The following is an 18277-nucleotide window of genomic DNA, read 5'->3' as shown; positions in this document are numbered from 1 at the left end:
CCGAACGACCGTCAGCGAAGAGGTCCACCGGGACTTCCTCGAAGACATCCACACCCTGGGGCGGGTGTAGTTGCCAGCCCGGAGGATGATGATGCTCGCCAGCTGGCATAGGGAAGGCTTGACACCCGCGGGGCCGCAATTCTCGGCCGCGATGCCGCCGGAAACGTTGTCCTGGGTCTCCGAAACCGAGGCCTCCTCATGTCTGGCCGCCCCCTCGGACCAAATCAGCACGGCCGACAGCCAGTAAGCGACCACAGCCAGGCAGGACGGGCATGTTGACGCTCCATGGCTGACGTGGGATTCTTTGGTGAACGAACGGTCGGTAAATTACAGGCGACGAGGGATTCTTACCGTCGTGACAGGAGCTAACGTATGTCTTCTCTTCCTCAAGCCTTCCTGGTAGGCGGATCGCGGACTCCGGTCGGGCGCTACGGCGGAGCGCTGGCAGGGGTGCGTCCGGACGATTTGGCGGCCCTCGTGGTCAAGCAAGTGGTCGTCGACGCCGGTATCGATCCGCACGACGTCGACGAAGTCATCCTCGGCAATGCCAACGGAGCCGGCGAGGAGAACCGCAACGTGGCTCGCATGGCATGGTTACTCGCCGGATTCGGTGACACGGTGCCTGGTATCACCGTCAACAGGTTGTGCGCCTCGGGGCTCAGCGCCATCACGATGGCATCCCACATGGTGAAAGCCGGGGCTGCGGATCTCGTCGTGGCCGGTGGTGTGGAATCCATGTCACGGGCTCCCTGGGTCATGGAAAAACCCTCCACGGCGTATGCGAAGCCCGGGGAGGTCTTCGATACCTCGATCGGATGGCGGTTCACCAATCCCGCCTTCAAGAAAATCGACAAGATGACGTTCTCCATGCCGGAAACCGCCGAGGAGGTCGCTCGCGTCGATGGCATCACGCGTGAGGAAGCAGACGCGTTCGCTGTGGCCTCACATGCGAAGGCGACCGAAGCCATCAGGTCAGGGCATTTCGCAGCTGAAATAGTGCCCGTGACCGTCAAGGGCCGGAAGGGTGCCGAGACCATCGTCGATACCGATGAAGGGCCACGCCCGGACACGACGATGGAAACCCTGGCAGGCCTGCGCCCGGTCGTATCACACGGCACCGTCGTCACCGCAGGCAACTCCTCGTCTCTCAATGACGGGGCCTCAGCGATCCTCGTTGCCTCCGAGGCCGCTGTGAAAAAGTACGGTCTGACGCCTCGCGCGCGCATCGTAGACGGGGCATCGGCCGGCGTTCCGCCGCACATCATGGGTATCGGACCCGTGCCCGCTACCCAGAAGGTGCTGAAGCGCACCGGCTGGACGATCGAGGATCTCGGGGCGGTCGAGTTGAACGAAGCTTTCGCCACGCAGTCGCTGGCAAGCATCCGGCGCCTCGGGCTGGACCCCAGTGTGGTCAACCGATTGGGCGGGGCCATCGCACTGGGCCACCCCTTGGGCTCGTCAGGTTCCCGCCTTATCGTGACACTGCTGGGTCGGATGGAGCGCGAAGGAGCAGCGCGCGGTCTGGCGACCATGTGCGTAGGCGTCGGTCAGGGTTCCGCCCTGCTGGTGGAACGGCGCTGATGAGCCAGCAGCTGGCAGGGGAATTCGTCGCACTCCGCATCGAGGAGCAAGCAGACCGCCTTCACGTCACCCTCGACCGCCCGGCAGTGCGCAACGCCATCGACGCGACCATGGTGGAAGAGCTGCACGTCGTCTGTGGTTATCTTGAGCGCGTCCCAAAGATCCTCGTCGTCTCCGGCACCACGGTGGACGGCAAAGGCGTGTTCGCCTCAGGGGCGGACATCGCGCAGCTACGGGAGCGACGTCGCGATGACGCCCTCATGGGAATCAATTCGCAGATCTTCGACCGCATCCACAAGCTACCGATGCCGGTCATCGCCGCGATCGACGGATTCGCGCTCGGCGGTGGTGCTGAGCTTGCGTACGCCGCCGATTTTCGGCTCGCTACTCCTCATCTGAAGCTCGGACAGCCCGAGGCCGGACTGGGAATCGTTGCGGCCGCAGGCGGCCTCTGGCGGCTCAAAGAGCTCGTCGGTGAGCCTATTGCCCTGGACATCCTGCTTGCGGGACGGATCGTCGACGCCGAGGAGGCCCTTGCTCTCCACCTGGTCACCGAAGTGCATGCCCCCGGTGATCTGCTTGCAGCTGCGCATGCACTCGCTGACCGCATTGCACGGCAGGATCCGCTTGCAGTGCGGATCTCGAAGCGGGTGTTCGCCGCTCCCCGCTCAGCCCACCCACACATCGACGAGCTCGCCCAAGCCGTGCTGTTCGAGTCCCAAGCCAAGTTCGACCGGATGCAGGCCTTCCTCGACCGCAAGAAACCTCACCGTGAAGCGGCGAAGGTCCAGGACCGATCAGTGACGACGCAGCACGAGGAGCCCACCGCATGAGCCAGGACCACTCATCATCCATTCCAGCTGTCACAGGGGTCCTCGGAGGAGGCCGGATGGGCGGCGGCATAGCGCATGCCCTGCTGATCGCCGGGTCGAAGGTCACTGTCGTGGAACGCGACCGCGAAGCTGCCGGCGTCGCCCGCGAACGAATCGAGCGTGATCTCGTTGCATCCGTGGAACGCGGGACGGTCGACCTGCCCTTTGAGGAGCTCGCGAACCGGCTCACCGTCTCCCTAGAGCATGAAGACTTCGCCACAGCAGGACTTGTGGTCGAAGCCGTGCCGGAGTCCTGGGATTTGAAGGTTTCCGCGCTGCAGGAGGTTGAACGCCACCTCTCCCCCACCGCCTGGCTCGCCACCAACACGTCCTCGCTGTCCGTGGATGGATTGGCAGAGCAGCTCGCCCGGCCTGCCCGGTTCTGTGGCCTCCACTTCTTCAACCCGGTACCGGCGTCGAAGCTCGTCGAAGTCGTCATATCGAAGTACACGGCATCCGAACTGAGCGACCTGTCCGTGCAATGGGTTCGTGGCCTGGGAAAGACGCCCGTGGTGGTGCGTGATGCGCCCGGTTTCGCCTCCTCGCGGCTCGGGGTCGCCATCGCCATCGAGGCCATCCGCATGGTGGAAGAGGGCGTCGCCTCAGCGACCGACATCGACAATGCGATGGTTCTGGGCTACAAATTTCCCGTCGGACCCCTCGCCCTGACGGACATTGTCGGGTTGGACGTGCGTCTTGGAATTGCCGAGTACCTCGCATCGACCCTGGGTGCTCGCTTCGATCCCCCGCAGCTTATGCGCGACATGGTGGCCCGCGGAGAGCTCGGCCGTAAGAGCGGCAAGGGTTTCTTCACGTACGACAGCTAGCCGGCCCGTGCTGGTGTTGTCAGTCGCCAGCGCATAGGCCCTGCACCCTCTCGTAGCCGCACTGAGACGGGTGAGATATCGTAGAACAACATACCGAACGATCGGTCAGGGCGTTGGGCAGTAGCCTCCCGATGTCCTCGCGAAAGGACATCCGTGGCAATGCAGACACAAACCATCCTTCCCAGCTACGTCCAGGGCTCATGGTGGGCTCCTGAGAACCCTCACAGGGTGACCGACGTGACGGACGCCTCGACGGGCGAAACGGTAGCGCGGGTGTCGACCGAGGGCCTCGATATCTCCGGCGCCATCGAGTACGCGCGAACCCTCGGCCAGGACTCCCTCGGTGATTACACCATTCATGAACGTGCGTTGATCCTCAAGCAGATCGCCCAGTACCTGACAGAGCACAAGCAGGACCTTTATGACGTCTCCTACCTCACTGGCGGCACACTGAAGGACCATTTCTTCGATGTGGACGGTGGCATCGGCACCCTCTTCACTTTCTCCTCTAAAGGGCGGCGCGAGCTGCCCAATGCGAACGTCATCGTGGACGGCGCCGTGGAGCAGCTGTCCAAGGACGGGTCCTTCCTCGGCGAGCACGTCTACTCCCGGATGCCCGGCGTCGCCGTACAGATCAATGCCTTCAACTTCCCTGTCTGGGGTTTCCTTGAGAAGTTCGCTCCCTCCTTCCTCGCCGGCATGCCGACGATCGTCAAGCCCGCGACGCCCACCGGGTACGTCACGGAGGCCTGCGTCCGGCTGATGGTCGACTCCGGGCTCCTTCCGGCCGGCGCGCTACAGCTGATCTCCGGATCGGCCCGGGATCTGCTCGACCACCTGGACTACCGTGATCATGTCGCCTTCACCGGATCCGCCGGGACAGCACAGACGCTGCGCAATCACGACCGCGTCCTCAACGGAGGGGTCCGGTTCACCGCAGAGACCGACTCGCTCAACGCCGCGATCCTCGGTCCGGACGCCACTCCCGAAACGCCGGAATTCAAGGCCTTCATCAAGGCGGTCTTCGTCGAGATCACCTCGAAGGCCGGCCAGAAGTGCACGGCGATACGCCGTGTGATCGTGCCGCAGGACCGCGTGGAGGATGTTGTCTCGGCAGTCGCCGAGCTGGTGCAGCAGCGGGTGGTCATTGGTGACCCGCGCACTGAGGGCGTCACGATGGGTGCCCTCGCCTCCAAGGAACAGCAATCTGAGGTGCGCAAGGCGGTCGAGCGCCTGGTCGCGGCCGGCGGCACCGTCCGATTCGGCGGGCCGGATGCCCCGACGGGAGACGCCGATGCCGAAACGGGTGCCTTCTTCCCCGTCACGATCTTGTCCTTCGACGACCCGCTGACGCCCGAAGTGCATTTCGTCGAGGCGTTCGGTCCCGTCACCAGCGTCATCGGATACACCGATATCGATGATGCCGTGCGACTGGCAGCGCTTGGTGGAGGTTCGCTCGTGGCAACGGTCTGCACCTATGACGGCCCTACCGCTGCCCGGTTCGCCTCCGGTATCAGCGCCCACCACGGCCGAATCCACTACCTCAATCGTCAGGACGCGAAGACCTCCACCGGCCACGGCTCCCCCATGCCGCACCTCATCCACGGAGGACCGGGCCGTGCAGGCGGCGGAGAGGAACTCGGCGGTGTCCGCGGAGTCAAGCACTACATGCAGCGCACCGCGATCCAGGGTCCTCCGGACATCCTCACCGCCATTACCGGTGTCTGGCACCGCGGCGCTGCGGCGGAAACCGTGACCAGGCAGAGCGTGGAGTCCGGCTCCGGCGTGCATCCGTTCCGGAAATCGCTCAAGGAACTGCGTATCGGTGACCAGTTCGCCTCGGAACTGCGCACGGTGACCCTCGAGGACATCAGTGCCTTCGCCGCGACAACCGGCGACACCTTCTACGCGCATACCGACGAAGAGGCAGCGACAGCCAACCCGTTCTTCCCCCGCCGGGTTGCCCACGGGTATTTGCTCGTCTCATGGGCGGCCGGACTGTTCGTCGATCCCGCGCCAGGGCCTGTGCTGGCCAACTATGGTCTGGAGAACCTGAGGTTCATCACGCCCGTCACCTATGACGACGCGATCAGGGTAACCCTCACGGCCAAGCAGATCACTCCACGAGTGACGGACGAGTATGGAGAGGTCTGCTGGGATGCGATTCTGCACAATCAGCATGACGAAATTGTCGCAACGTACGACGTGCTGACGCTGGTCGCGAAGACCTGGCCCGACGCCGCCTGACGGTCCTCTCCTCTCACGCGGTGAAGGCCCCGGTTATAGACCGGAGCCTTCACCGCGTGCAGCTAGCTACGGGGCTCGCAACCCCGAGAAGGCGAGGGCCACGACCGTGTCCGCCAATGCATCCGTGGACTTGCCGGCCTCGGGCTTGTACCAGTCGACGATCGAGTTGATCATCCCGAGTAGCAGGCGGGCCGCCGAGCGGCTACTGAGGTCAGTGCGGATCGACCCCTCCTTCTGCGCCCGTTCGATGAACGCCGCCACCTGTCCGGTGATGGAACGCCGACGCTCGAGTGCTTGGAGTTCGACGTCCGAATTTCCACGTAGGCGTAGCAGGAGAGTCACGTATGGCATCTGCTCGACGAGCACGAACACGGTGCGCCGCACAACGTGCTCAAGTCGCTCCAGGTCCGACACCGCAGCACTGTCCTCGGACGCGATGACCTCCTCGAGCGCGTCAAGTGCCCGGCTGAGAGCCTGCTCGAGGATCTCCTCCTTCGACTCGACGTGGTGGTAGATCGCCGACTTGGAAATGCCCAGTCGCTCGGACAGCGTGCCCATCGAGGTCGCGTCGTACCCGTGCAGGTTGAAGACCTCGACGCATACGCGCAGCAGCGTTTCCCGGTCATAGCCCGGCCTACCCCGACGCGGAATAACCGTAGGTGCGGACGCCGGAGCGTGGGTCATTGGGTTCCTCTGTTTCGATGGCAGATTAACGGTCTCGAAGACTCGAGTCTATGACGAGCGACGGCCTCGAGGCGTCGATTCCAGGCCCGCTGCCTAGGCGGCGATAATCACGCCTTCTCGCGAAGGTCGTAGACTCGGCGCAGCTTGCCCGATGAACGGGCCAGGGTGTCGGGTTCGGCGATATGCACGATGGCCGACGATCCGATCTTCGTCTTGATGGCGTGCAGAAGTTTCTTGCCGCCAAATTCAGCTGCTTCCACCGAGGCTTCCTCGCGTCGCTCGATGTTGATGGTCATCTGATCCATGCGGTTCGGTCGCGTGATCTCCAGCGTGAAGTGCGGACTCAGTTCGGGGACCTGCAGGACGAGCTCCTCGATCTGTGAGGGAAAGAGATTCACCCCGCGCAGGATGATCATGTCGTCCGATCGGCCGGTGATCCGGCCCATCCGTCGATGGCCGGGCCGTTCACTCCCAGGAAGCAGCCGGGTGAGGTCGTGGGTGCGGTACCGGATGATCGGTAGCGCCTCCTTCGTCAGTGCGGTGAAGACGAGCTCACCGGGGCGGCCCGTCTCCTGTACCTCGTCAGTGAAGGGATCGATGATCTCGGGGCGGAAGTGGTCCTCCCAGATGTGGGACCCGTCCTTGGACTCCACAGACTCGCCGGCCACGCCTGGCCCCATGACCTCGGAGAGGCCATATATGTCGCAGGCGTCAATGGCGAAGGTGGTCTCGATCTCGCGGCGCATTTCTTCCGTCCACGGCTCGGCGCCGAGGATCGCGGTCCGCAGCGAGGTCTTCCTGGGATCCAAGCCAAGCTTCTTGAAGCCATCTGCGATGGTCAGGAGATAGGTCGGAGTCGACAGGATGGTTTGGGGTTCGAAGTCGCGGATCATCTGGACCTGCTTCTCCGTCTGCCCGCCGGACATCGGGATGACCGCGCACCCAAGACGTTCGGCACCGTAGTGCGCACCGAGACCGCCGGTGAAGAGGCCGTAGCCATAGGCGTTGTGTACCTTGTCCCCCGGGCGCATGCCCGAAATCCGGAAGCAGCGGGCCACGAGCGTCGCCCACGTCTGCAGGTCGTTTTCGGTGTAGGCGACAACTGTGGGCTGGCCGGTCGTGCCGGATGAGGCATGAATGCGCCGCACATCGCTCATCGGTACGGCGAGGGACTGGAAGGGGTAGGCCTTCCGCAGGAATTCCTTGTCGGTGTACGGGAAGAGCTTCAGATCCTCCAGCTCTCTGAAGTCTCCCGGGTGCACGCCATGCCCGTCGAACAGCTCCTGGTAAGCCTGAACTTTTTCGTAGGCGTAGTGGAGTGTCCATCGGAGGCGGTCGACTTGGAGGGACTCGATCTGGTCCCGGCTCATGATCTCCTCGGGATCGGGCTGCGACCGGTCCGCAGGGACAGCGGAGGGGGTGTGAGGGTTAGGTATGGAACACGTCGTCATGGTCAGGCTTCCTCGAACTTCTGGACGGATGGGGAGGATGTCTCGAGCAACACTGCTGCATCACGGGTCGGCGCCTGCTGCTCGGCTCCTGGAGCGGAGTCGGCGTACGGTGCAGAATCCGGCCGCTGCGCCGGATGGGGAATGGTACGGCTACGCCCGCGAAATTCAGCCACCAGAGCACCATCGGCCGTGACCTGGATGTCGTATACGCCGCTGCGTCCGGCCTGGGCACGAACCGTACCTTCGGCAACGAGGGTCTGGCCCTGATGAGCGGAGGAAATGAAATTGATGTCAGCGCCGGCCGCCACCGTGATGGTGTCCTTACTGCCCGATAGGTCGTTACAGGCCAGTGCGAAACAGGTGTCGGCGAGAGCGAAAATCATGCCGCCGTGGGCCATGCCGAACCCGTTGAGCATCTCCTCGCGCAACGTCATCCTGATCTGCGCGTAACCGTCGTCAACCCGATCGACCTCGATGCCCAGCCACCGGGAGGCATGATCTCCGGAAAGGAGTGGATGGTCTTGGGACATCTGTGTCTCCTCATCTTTTATGACCGAATGTTCAGTAGACAATCCATGGGCTGTGCTGTCAACTAACAGGTGCCCTTCGGACATTCAGAGGTTCGTGGTGCCCCTTGGCAGCAGTGGCCCCCTGTCGAACTCGCGGGGGGTACTGCTACCACGGTGGAGTCTGATGAGTGGCGCCTGGTCCAGATAACTGCCAGTGCCCCCACAGCGAGTTCCAGAACGATGATCAGTAGCATTGCCTCATGTGCGGCGCCGGGCACGCTTTGCGTCTGCGCTACCGCTTCGTGGTGGGCACGATCACCGGAAGTGCCGGCTACGAGCATGATCATCAGTCCATGGGTCAACGCCGCCGTATGGGCCATTGCTCTGGTCATCGTCATCGTCGTACGGGCCGCTGCAGAGGACCTACCGGGGCGAAGCAGGCCAACCAGGCAGGACAGGCATCCCAGCGCCATGCCCGCCATCACCACCGACCATAGGACGCCATGCTCGCCTCCGAGCACCATCTGCGCATGGAGGACCACCAAGGCCGCCACGGCCAGGGCAATCACGGCCCGCAACGGATCCTGGAAGATACGAGATGTGTTGGTAGGGCGGTCCGGCGGGACGGTCTGTGCCGCAGCAGGAGAATGAGTCACCCGGTACTCCTAGGACTGATCCAACGACGTCACCCGAGCGGGACGTGCCGGTGCGTCCCCCTCTTCGAGCGCCTTACCTGAACCGATTCCTGCGAAGACGTCGGGGCGTCGCCGACGCAGGATCTCCCCCCACACAAGACCTGCGGCCCCGGTTGCCAGGATGATGCCCGGCATGACCACAGCCAAGGGGCTCGGACCTTCGGAGCCTATGAGGACGTCGAAGTTCGCCAAGATCAGTACGAACACCGCTGCCAGTCCGAGGGCCGCCAGTGACGGGGCGACGACCCGCACCCAGGCGGATTGTCCTCCGTTGTCGCGGCGGAAGTGGGCGATGACGGCCACCGAGGTGATGGTCAGGAGGAAGACCAGCCCGAACGCTCCAGCGTTGGCGAACCAGGTGAACAGGGTCAGCACCGGAAAGAGAGGGCCCAGCTCCGAGTTCTGCCCGGAGATCGCGAAGGTCACGACAAGGACCACCGCCAGTGCGCTCTGCGTCAAGGAACCGCTGACGGGGGCGTGGTTCCGGGCTCCGACTGCACCCAACCATCGGGGCAGGACGGATTCACGGCCGAGGGAGAAAAAGTAGCGTGCGACTGCGTTGTGAAAAGCGATGAGTGCCGCGAGCAGGCTGGTAATGAACAGAACCTGCGCGATGTCGGCCAGTAGCACGCCGCCATGCTGGGCGAGGAAGACGAAGACAAGATCAGGCCCGTTCTCGGCTGAGGCGCTCACGATCTGGCTCGGGCCGACCCCGACTGCGAGGGCCCAGGAGGAGAAAGCATAGAAGAGGGATATGGCCGTCACGGCAATGAAGGTCGCCTTGGGGATCGCGCGGCTCGGGTCCTTCGCTTCCTCGCTGTAGATAGCTCCGGACTCGAATCCCATGAAGGCTGCGATGCTGAAGGACAGCACCGCCCCGATACCAGGTGCGAAGAACTCGTTGGGCATGAGTGGAAGGGCGCTGGTGCCCTCAGGAGCCACTACCAAAGAAACGACGTCCACCACGATCACGACAAGGAACTCCAGCGTGACGAGCACTGCGATGACCTTGGCGGAAAGGTCCACCCGGCTGACACCGAGCACGCCCACCACAATCAGGCCGACCAGAGCCGAAACCCACCATGGAACCGAGATTTCCAGCCGGGCCTCGAGCAGGGACGACAGAGCGAATCCGAAGATCCCATAGAGCCCGATTTGCATGGCGTTGTAACTGATGAGCGCCAGCCATGAAGCGCCGATGCCCTGCCGCGGTCCCAGTCCGTCAGCGACATAGGCATAGAAGGCTCCGGCATTGGTGATCCGGGCGGACATCGCTCCGTACCCTACGGCGAACAGCACCAGGATGACTCCCAGAACTAGGAAAGCCAGGGGGACTCCCAGCAGGCCGGTTACCGCGAAGGTCGAGGGAACACCGCCGGCCAGCACCGTCAACGGCGCTGAGGCGGCGACGATGAGAAAAACAAGGGCTGGAACTCCCAGGGTCCGCCGGTCCAGTCCTCCACTACTTGTGAGGTGGGCACGATTGGTCGCGGAGGTACCCGTGGTCATGGCGTGGTGGCCCTAGCCGCGAGGTGCACCCAACCAGTAGGTGCTGCTGGGGCGGGCTGGATTCCTGACGGATCTCCAGGGGATGAGGATGAACGGGGCATTTCAATCTCCTATCGTGCGGCGATGAATGGTGTGCGCAACGGCGGCAAGGTACCTGCTGCTGGGGATGCGGACGGCCAGGACGTAGGTCCTGACGCGGCGCCGGCAATGCTCCGAAAACGTACTGGGCCCGGCACGTCCGAGCTACGTAGCAGGCCGTTCGTATACCTGCCGCCCCTCGAAGTACGTGTGCAGGACATGTGTCCGGTGAATAGTGCTCGGATCTATCTCGAACAGATCCTGGTCGACCACCATGAAATCGGCGGACAAACCCTCTCGGATCATTCCGGTGACCTCTTCCAAACCCATGGCGGCGGCCGGATTCCGGGTGAATGCCGCGATCGCTTCCGCGACGCTTAGTCGCTGAGCTTCATTCAGCGTTCCGGGAATCTTCGGATCAGTGCTGCGGCGGGTAATCAACATCTGCAGCCCGGTCCAGGGATCCGGCGATGGTAGGGCGCAGGGCCAGTCAGACCCCGCGGCCAACAGCGCCCCTGTATCCAGGAGGTCTTTGGTCGGCCAGCTGGAACGGACTGTCTCCGCTGGGATCTGCTTGGCGATGCTGTCCTGAATTACTGACGGGTACCAGATGAACGGGGAAGCATCGGCCACCACTTGAAGTTCGGCGAAACGCGGCAGATCATCAGGATGGATGAACTCGACATGAGCGATCTGAAAGATAGGCCCGAAGCCGTGGCGGCGACGCACGTCTTCGATGGCATTCAGGACTAGACGAACCGACGCGTCACCGGTGGCGTGTAGCTTTCCGCCATAGCCGCGCTCATAGCAAAGCTCAAGAGCCTTGATCAGGTCGTCCTGTGTCCAAAGGGGTGTCCCGGTAAAGTCCTGATCATCGTGATGGTGGCAGATGTAGGGCGTCAGCATGGCCGCGGTGCGCGTCATCGGGATGCCGTCGATGATAAACTTGACGAAGTCGGGACGCACATGTGTGCTCCGGTGTGCATCACCGATGCCGAAGAGTTCCTCGCCTACTTTGCCTGCTTCGATGAAATCGCGCGCGGGCATCGAACCTACAATCCACGCCGTGACCTCGCCGTCAGACTCCAAGGCAGCAAGAGCTTTCCACGAATACTCCATGGTTGCGGCATCCTGCACTGACGTGATTCCGAACGAGTTGAGTGTCTGCAAGGCAGTTTTCAGCGACACGCGATTACGTGCATCCGGATCTTCTACTGCTGCGTCAGCAGCTGCCTCGGCGACGGCCGAGGCGAGTTCCTGAAGGACTCCAGTGAGGGCTCCCTCTTTGTCCCGTGCGTATGTTCCACCGTCTGGGTCAGGAGTATCTTCTCGGACGCCCATCAGCTGCAGAGCACGGGAACTCACCCACCGGTTATGCATTGAATCATCCCGCAACAGAACTGGTCGACCACCAGCAGCCGCGTCAAGGGAAGCGAGGTCCTCCGCGTTCACGATGTCGTCCATGACAGTGGACCCGACGATGCCGCCGATGATCCATTCGTCGGGACCGAGTGGGGCGCCCCACTCCCGGACCTTTTCCAGAATGGCGCCCATCGAGTCGGTCGGGTGAATGGGAAGTTCCCAGGCAGCCTGACCGCCACCGAGGCCTAGGTGCGCATGACCATCGCTGAATCCCGGTAGGACCAGCTCCCCGTCCAGCTCGACGATTTCCGTGTCACTCTGTGCCAGAGAAAGCACCTCGCTTGTCGTACCGACGGCCATGATTTTTCCGTCAGTCACAGCCAGGGCCTCAGCCCATTCGCGGGCGGGGTCACTGGTGTAGATCCTGCCACCTGTGACAATCATTGCTGGTCGCTGTTGTTCAGACATGGGGTTCTCCAGGTTTGGGGAGTGGAGCGGGATGCCACCGGCGGTATCAGGAGCCGGCGGCCAGTAGCACTGCAGGCGGCTTGTTCCTTCATCGGCCCGGCCACGCGGAGGCATGAAAACAGGTGCTGCGCGCCCCTACTTGCGGTCTTGTCGTGTCTGCGAGGGGTTCCGCGCGTTCCGCCCTACGTGATGGCTTCTGCCAGTGTTCCTGCACAGCCCCACAAGTTCCTTGGCCGCAGATGCATGGCTATTGGCCTCACCCGCACATTTGTGGCATGCGTCACTAGCTTCAAGGTGCGCGTGCTTCACTTAAGGCGAGTCCGACAGGAGGTGGGCTATGACAGAGATCAACCTGGTAGCGCCGCCCAGCATTCACGACGGTGCTGGCCTTGCACGGCACGAGAAGTTCGATGCGTGGAGAGACGCGGTAAATACGGCGTTCGTGCCCCTTGAGGCGTCCTCAGCGGACAGTAACGCCTTCAGTGGGCACCTCATCAGTCAGAACCTGGGCGACATTCGGCTCTGCGAAGTCGCGGGTTCCTCGGTGCAGGTCACTCGAACGCCTAGGATGATTGCCCAGAACGATCCGGACATGATCAAACTAGGGCTTCAGCTTCGTGGTTACTGTCTTGTCGCTCAGGACGGCCGGGAAGCGGCACTCACCCCTGGCGACTTCGCTCTCTACGACACGAGCCGGCCCTATGATCTCTACTTCGATGATTCGTTTCGCATGCTCGTCCTCATGCTTCCGGCTAGCAGCCTGGAACTGAGCCGGGATGCTCTCAGGACCGTGACCGCCGCCCGCATTTCCGGTCGTAGGGGCCTCGGCGCCATGACGTCAGCACTCCTGACCTCCATGGATCAGGAACTCAACGCCGGTGGGGCCCCGTACAACTTTTCCGCGTCCGACGCGCTGCTGCGATTGATCTCCGCCACTGTCTCGCACACCATACTTCCAAACGAAAGAGGCGCAACGAGCCGAGAGGTCCTTTTCGACCAGATCAAGCAGTACACGGTCGGCCGCCTTGCCGATTCCTCTCTGACAGTCGACTCGATCGCCGCAGCCAACAACGTCTCCGTCCGCTTCCTGCAAAAACTGTTCGCAGAGCACGACGAGACCGTAAGCGGATGGATCCGCCGGCAACGTCTGCACCAATGTCGCCAGGAGCTGGCTAACCCTTTGTTGCGGACACGAACCGTTTCTGCGGTTGCAGCCCACTGGGGGTTCAGTGATGCAGCAAGCTTCACCCGCACCTTCAAGAGTGCTTTTGGTTACACTCCGACAGAATTTCGATACTCCTACAACCCAGGCGCCGATGCCGAGGCACTCACTGCTCGACCACTCCCCCCGGTCAGCCGGCTCTAACTACGAATGAAGGATCCCCAATGACCCTGACCCCTACCGATTCGATAACCGCCTTCGAGCTGGTAACCGAACAAGAGATCCTAGAGGTGCGCGCCCTCCTGGAGGCCCAGGGCCTCCTCAACCCTGAGCAACGGATCGCTTATCTCGGCCTCCTCGATCCGCGGCGGGAGTCCGCGGCGGGGGAAAAAGCCGCCGTAGACCGTCGATTCCGCGCCTTCATCCACAACCCCGCGGGCGCCCCGAAGGATGTAACCGTGTCCGTCACGCGGCGCGAGGTCGAAACCATCATCGAACTTGAGACCGGGATGACGGGCGAACTGCCCGTCCTGGATGAGGAATTCGAAGTTGTCGAAACGCTGCTTGCCACGGATGAGCGCTGGCTGGCTGCGCTCACGGCGCGGAATCTGGACGTCGAAAAGGTACGCGTCGCACCGCTATCCGCCGGAGTCTTTGAATACCCGGACGAGAAGGGGCGCCGCATCCTCCGTGGCCTGGCCTTCGTGCAGGAATTCCCCGAGGACAGTGCGTGGGCCCATCCAATCGACGGACTCGTCGCCTATGTGGACGTGGTGAGCAGGCAGGTGACGCAGGTTATCGACACCCAGATCTTCCCTGTGCCCACCGAGCACGGGAACTACACGGATCCGGAGCTCACCGGACCTCTGCGCACCACACAGAAGCCCATCAACATCACGCAACCCGAGGGTCCCAGTTTCTCGGTCACCAACGGTAATCACGTCGAATGGGAGAAGTGGAGCCTGGACGTCGGGTTCGACGTCCGAGAAGGCGTCGTGCTGCACAACATCGCTTTTCATGACGGGGACAGGCTACGGCCCATCATCAACAGGGCGTCCATCGCCGAGATGGTCGTTCCCTATGGAGACCCATCCCCTATCCGCTCCTGGCAAAACTACTTCGACACCGGAGAGTACCTCGTCGGTCAGTACGCGAACTCGCTCGAGCTCGGCTGCGACTGCCTCGGTGACATCACCTACCTCAGCCCTGTCGTCGCAGACGCCTTCGGCAACCCGCGTGAGATCCGTAACGGTATCTGCATGCACGAAGAGGACTGGGGTGTCCTCGCCAAGCACAGTGACCTTTGGAGCGGCATCAACTACACGCGGCGGAACCGGCGGTTGGTCATCTCCTTCTTCACCACCGTTGGCAACTACGACTACGGTTTCTACTGGTACCTCTACCTCGACGGCACCATCGAGTTCGAAGCCAAAGCGACCGGCGTCGTCTTCACGTCCGCTTTTCCCGAGGGGGGATCGGACAACATATCCCAGCTCGCCCCGGGCCTCGGCGCTCCCTACCACCAGCACCTTTTCAGCGCCCGTCTCGACATGGCCATCGACGGTTTCACCAACCGCGTGGAGGAAGAAGACGTCGTACGCCAGCCCATGGGCGAAGGAAACGAACGCGGCAATGCCTTCACCCGCAAACGCACGGTCCTCGCCCGCGAATCCGCGGCGATACGAACAGCCGATGCAGCAGCAGGTAGGACCTGGATCATCTCCAACCCGAACTCCCAGAACCGGCTCGGGGAACCTGTGGGCTATAAGCTGCATTCCCAGAACCAGCCCACCCTGTTAGCAGATCCTGATTCGCCCATCGCCCGGCGTGCCGCGTTCGCGACCAAAGACCTTTGGGTGACCCGGTACGCCGAGGAGGAGCGCTATCCAACCGGCGACTTCGTCAATCAGCACTCAGGGGGCGCTGGACTGCCCAGCTACGTCGCACACGACCGTGATCTCGACGGTCAGGACATCATTCTCTGGCACACCTTCGGTCTCACGCACTTCCCCCGCGTAGAAGACTGGCCCATCATGCCCGTGGACACCGTCGGCTTCAAACTCCGCCCCGAAGGCTTCTTCGATCGTAGCCCCGTTCTCGACGTGCCACCCGAGACAAGCGCGTCGTCCTCTGGCTGCCATAGCGACAACAACGAAGACAGCGGACATTGTGGGTGCAGCAACTAGGATCTAAGGCCTCCTGGCAACTGAACAAGCCCAAGGTGTTTGTGCAGAAAAGCCGCGAACACAATAAGCCTGGAGTCAATGCTGCTCACTGTGCACTCATGTAGTAACACAGCCTAAAAGCAAACAAAGGCGTGGGAGGAGGAACGGCAATCCGCGGCTAACCCTTCACAGCGACCACTGAAGCCGGCTATGGCGACGTTTCCGAGCAGACGTCCGATGAGGCTGCACGGCGTACATGGGAAGCATTTCGATCCCAAGACCAAGTCGGCGTGCAGAAAGGAAGGAATGTGCCCTTCCGAAACGGTCCTTGACGTCCTCACCGATGACGCAACTGCAGCCGGGATACTGCCAACAACCGTAGGCGATCGGAAAGTTTTCAACTATGGGAATGACATCGTAATTCAAGCCTCGCCCCTAATGTGAGGCGTTGGAACTCAGGACACGTTCTCCCACGTCTTCTCACTCGTCGCTGACTGCACGACTACTATCCGCGCTCGAGCGAGAAGGGTCCCCGAGATCCGAGTGGCCCCTTCGTCGGACACTCGTTGATGCTCGACTGGTTGGTCTTGCGATGCTCATAGTGGCCATCCAAATGGAAGTTAGGTTATCGGCCCATGACGACAGCCGTGGACGGGGCACCTCACCGGGTGATCCTTCTTGCGCTGTAGAACAGGTTGCTGCCTCTAAGCCGGTGGGTCGAGTTTCTGTCCGGCCCGCTGCGACGCGGTAGCTCCGCACCGAGCGGTGATGCATTACACATGGATTTCTGAGGGGTCATTGACGTTCCTGACGATCAGCTAACCCCGAGGCAGCGCGCCCTGCCGGCGAGGCTGCTCTCGGACTTTCTGGCATCATCCATGGCAATGAGGGCGTGCCAGTGCCGTGTCGGACAGGCCTGATCCCTCGCGATCTGCGACAGAGGAGCTTTACCCCCTGCGCGCCCTATTGACGACCTCCGTGGTGAACTGTGACACCCCTAAGCCGTCGGCGAGGTCGGCGCGACAACCTTCCCCGAGCGCGCGCACGCTGGGGAATCGAGCGCACGCACGCTGGGTCAGGCAATGGGGAATCCGGAGCAGTCCCGCTCAGTACACCTAGGAGCCGGGGGTGGAGTCGACCAGTACGGTAGCCGCGCGTTCCGCGATCATGATGGTTGGTGCATTGGTGTTACCGGTGGGCACGAGTGGCATGATGGACGCGTCGGCGATCCTCACCCCGTTCAGGCCGTGGACCCGGAAGTTCTGGGGGTCGACGACAGCCATTTCATCCAGTCCCATTTTGCAGGTACCAACCTGGTGGTGGTAGGTCACGACAGACTCCCGCACATATGTCTCCAGGTCCTCATCCTTGATCGCAGGACCTGGATAGACCTCTTCGGCACCCCACGGCCGGAGCACCGCCGATCGGCCGATTGCCCGACACTGCTTCACCGAAGCGACAAGCGCGTCGACGTCGGCCTGCTCGGTCAGCGCGCCCAGATCGATGCGGATCGGGTCGGCGGCGTTCGGGCCACTCAGGGTGATCTCGCCGCGGCTGTGCGGCCGCACGAGTCCACCGAGCATCGAGAATCCGCCGTCAGCGCCGCTCATCGGGCCCTGGGAGTAGCCCTCCGAATACATGGGCACGGAGAAGAAGATCGGCTGGGTATCGGCCACCGGCAGGTCGGGATGGCTCTTCCAGAACAAGTGCACCTCCGCTGGTGCTACATCACCGACCGGGACGGGTTCGGTCGTCGAAAAGATGACCGGGGAGAGCAGATGGTCCTGCAGGTTCTTACCCACTCCGGGCAGATCGTGCACTGGTTCGATACCGACCTCACGCAGCTCTGCAGCAGGGCCGATCCCGGAGCGCAGCAGAAGCTCCGCCGAATTGATCGCTCCAGCACAGAGAATCGTTTCCCCGGCGCGCACCGTCTTGGTCTCACCGTCGTGCTCGAACTCGACACCCGCGACCGTCGTGCCCTCGACGATCAATCGACGTACATGAGCACCCGTGAGAAGAGCCAGGTTTGCGTTCTCCACGACTGGACGAAGGTAGGCGTGCCAGGTATTGAACCGCTTGCCGTCACGGACATTGAGTTGCATGCGGGAGACACCCTCGACGTCGCCTGAGTTGTAATCGTCATTGAGCTTGACGCCTACTTCCACGGCGCCTTCCAGCATCGCCTCCTGGATGGGGTTTCGGCTGAAGTTCTGGACCACGTCCAGCAGTCCCGCATCCCCGCGCGTGTCTGAGGCACCGCCGTCATACTTCTCGATCGCTTTGAACACGGGAAGGACATCCTGCCATTCCCAGCCGGGGCATCCGGCTTCAGCCCAGCCGTCGTAGTCCGACCGGTCGCCTCGGACCCAGATAGTGGCGTTCAGCGCGTGCGATCCGCCCATGACTTTGCCGCGTGGCAGATGGATTCGGCGGCCGGCGCAGCCGACCTGCTCGGTGGTGAAGTAGTCCCAGTCCTGTGGGCTGTGCCAAAGGGCGCCGAGGTTGTAGAGGTGCTCGATGTTCGGGTTGATGTCCTGGTCGCCTGCTTCGAGGACGGCAACGCGCTTGCCGGCGTCGATGAGCCGACGGGCGATGACGTTACCGGAAGATCCGGCGCCAACGACGATGTAGTCGAATTCCTGATGTGTCTGAGTTGTCATGGCT

11 protein-coding genes and 1 pseudogene are annotated in these 18277 nt (G+C 62.5%); 6 read left to right on the top strand and 6 right to left on the bottom strand.

The annotated features are described in order from the left end of the window. The first annotated feature begins 372 nt into the window (after positions 1 to 372). The 4 genes from CXQ97_RS14270 (at position 373) to paaZ (ending at position 5527) form a co-directional block, all read left to right on the top strand. Positions 373 to 1581: an acetyl-CoA C-acyltransferase gene (locus tag CXQ97_RS14270; protein WP_104181536.1), complete on the top strand. Its 1209-nt coding sequence runs from the start codon at positions 373 to 375 to the stop codon at positions 1579 to 1581. Then, positions 1581 to 2414 (top strand): enoyl-CoA hydratase/isomerase family protein, encoded by an 834-nt coding sequence (locus tag CXQ97_RS14265; protein ID WP_104181535.1) that lies wholly within the window; start codon positions 1581 to 1583, stop codon positions 2412 to 2414. Before CXQ97_RS14270 ends, CXQ97_RS14265 begins: the two co-directional genes overlap by 1 nt. Beyond that, positions 2411 to 3280 carry a 3-hydroxyacyl-CoA dehydrogenase family protein gene (locus tag CXQ97_RS14260; protein WP_104181534.1) on the top strand — a complete coding sequence of 290 codons (870 nt, stop codon included), beginning with the start codon at positions 2411 to 2413 and terminating at the stop codon, positions 3278 to 3280. The genes CXQ97_RS14265 and CXQ97_RS14260 overlap by 4 nt, the downstream gene beginning before the upstream one ends. Positions 3281 to 3439: 159 nt before the next feature. Next, on the top strand, positions 3440 to 5527 hold the full coding sequence (gene paaZ, locus CXQ97_RS14255) for a phenylacetic acid degradation bifunctional protein PaaZ (protein WP_104181533.1): 2088 nt from the start codon (positions 3440 to 3442) through the stop codon (positions 5525 to 5527). Between the two features lie 66 nt (positions 5528 to 5593). Here paaZ and CXQ97_RS14250 read toward each other — a convergent pair whose 3' ends face one another. From CXQ97_RS14250 to CXQ97_RS14230, 5 genes and pseudogenes are all read right to left on the bottom strand, one after another. Further along, complete coding sequence (locus CXQ97_RS14250; protein ID WP_104181532.1) at positions 5594 to 6211, bottom strand: TetR/AcrR family transcriptional regulator; 618 nt, start codon at positions 6209 to 6211, stop codon at positions 5594 to 5596. A gap of 107 nt (positions 6212 to 6318) precedes the next feature. Continuing rightward, the gene (locus tag CXQ97_RS14245) at positions 6319 to 7662 is read right to left on the bottom strand and encodes a phenylacetate--CoA ligase family protein (RefSeq protein WP_104181531.1); all 1344 of its coding nucleotides are present in this window, start codon (positions 7660 to 7662) and stop codon (positions 6319 to 6321) included. A gap of 137 nt (positions 7663 to 7799) precedes the next feature. After that, positions 7800 to 8192 (bottom strand): annotated as a pseudogene (gene paaI, locus CXQ97_RS14240) (hydroxyphenylacetyl-CoA thioesterase PaaI); the annotation flags it as partial. Between the two features lie 644 nt (positions 8193 to 8836). Beyond that, a complete protein-coding gene (locus CXQ97_RS14235) occupies positions 8837 to 10375 on the bottom strand; it encodes an APC family permease (protein WP_104181529.1) in 1539 nt (512 codons plus the stop codon). 243 nt (positions 10376 to 10618) lie between these two features. After that, positions 10619 to 12283: an amidohydrolase gene (locus tag CXQ97_RS14230; protein WP_104181528.1), complete on the bottom strand. Its 1665-nt coding sequence runs from the start codon at positions 12281 to 12283 to the stop codon at positions 10619 to 10621. A 337-nt stretch (positions 12284 to 12620) separates the two neighbouring features. On the opposite strand from CXQ97_RS14230, the gene CXQ97_RS14225 reads away from it, so the two are divergent. Together CXQ97_RS14225 and CXQ97_RS14220 are read left to right on the top strand one after the other, a co-directional pair. Next, a complete protein-coding gene (locus CXQ97_RS14225; protein ID WP_104181527.1) occupies positions 12621 to 13649 on the top strand; it encodes a helix-turn-helix domain-containing protein in 1029 nt (342 codons plus the stop codon). Between the two features lie 20 nt (positions 13650 to 13669). Next, entirely contained in the window at positions 13670 to 15631 is a 1962-nt protein-coding gene (locus CXQ97_RS14220; RefSeq protein WP_104181526.1) for a primary-amine oxidase, read from the top strand. Positions 15632 to 16725: 1094 nt separating this feature from the next. Here the strand turns inward: CXQ97_RS14220 and CXQ97_RS14215 are convergent. Further along, a complete protein-coding gene (locus CXQ97_RS14215; RefSeq protein ID WP_104181525.1) occupies positions 16726 to 18273 on the bottom strand; it encodes a GMC family oxidoreductase in 1548 nt (515 codons plus the stop codon). Between the last annotated feature and the right edge of the window lie 4 nt (positions 18274 to 18277).

The organism is Arthrobacter sp. B0490, assembly GCF_002929355.1.
Taxonomy (GTDB): Bacteria; Actinomycetota; Actinomycetes; order Actinomycetales; family Micrococcaceae; genus Arthrobacter_D.
The sequence above is the reverse complement of the archived record's forward strand: the minus strand, read 5'-3'. Positions and strand labels throughout refer to the sequence as shown.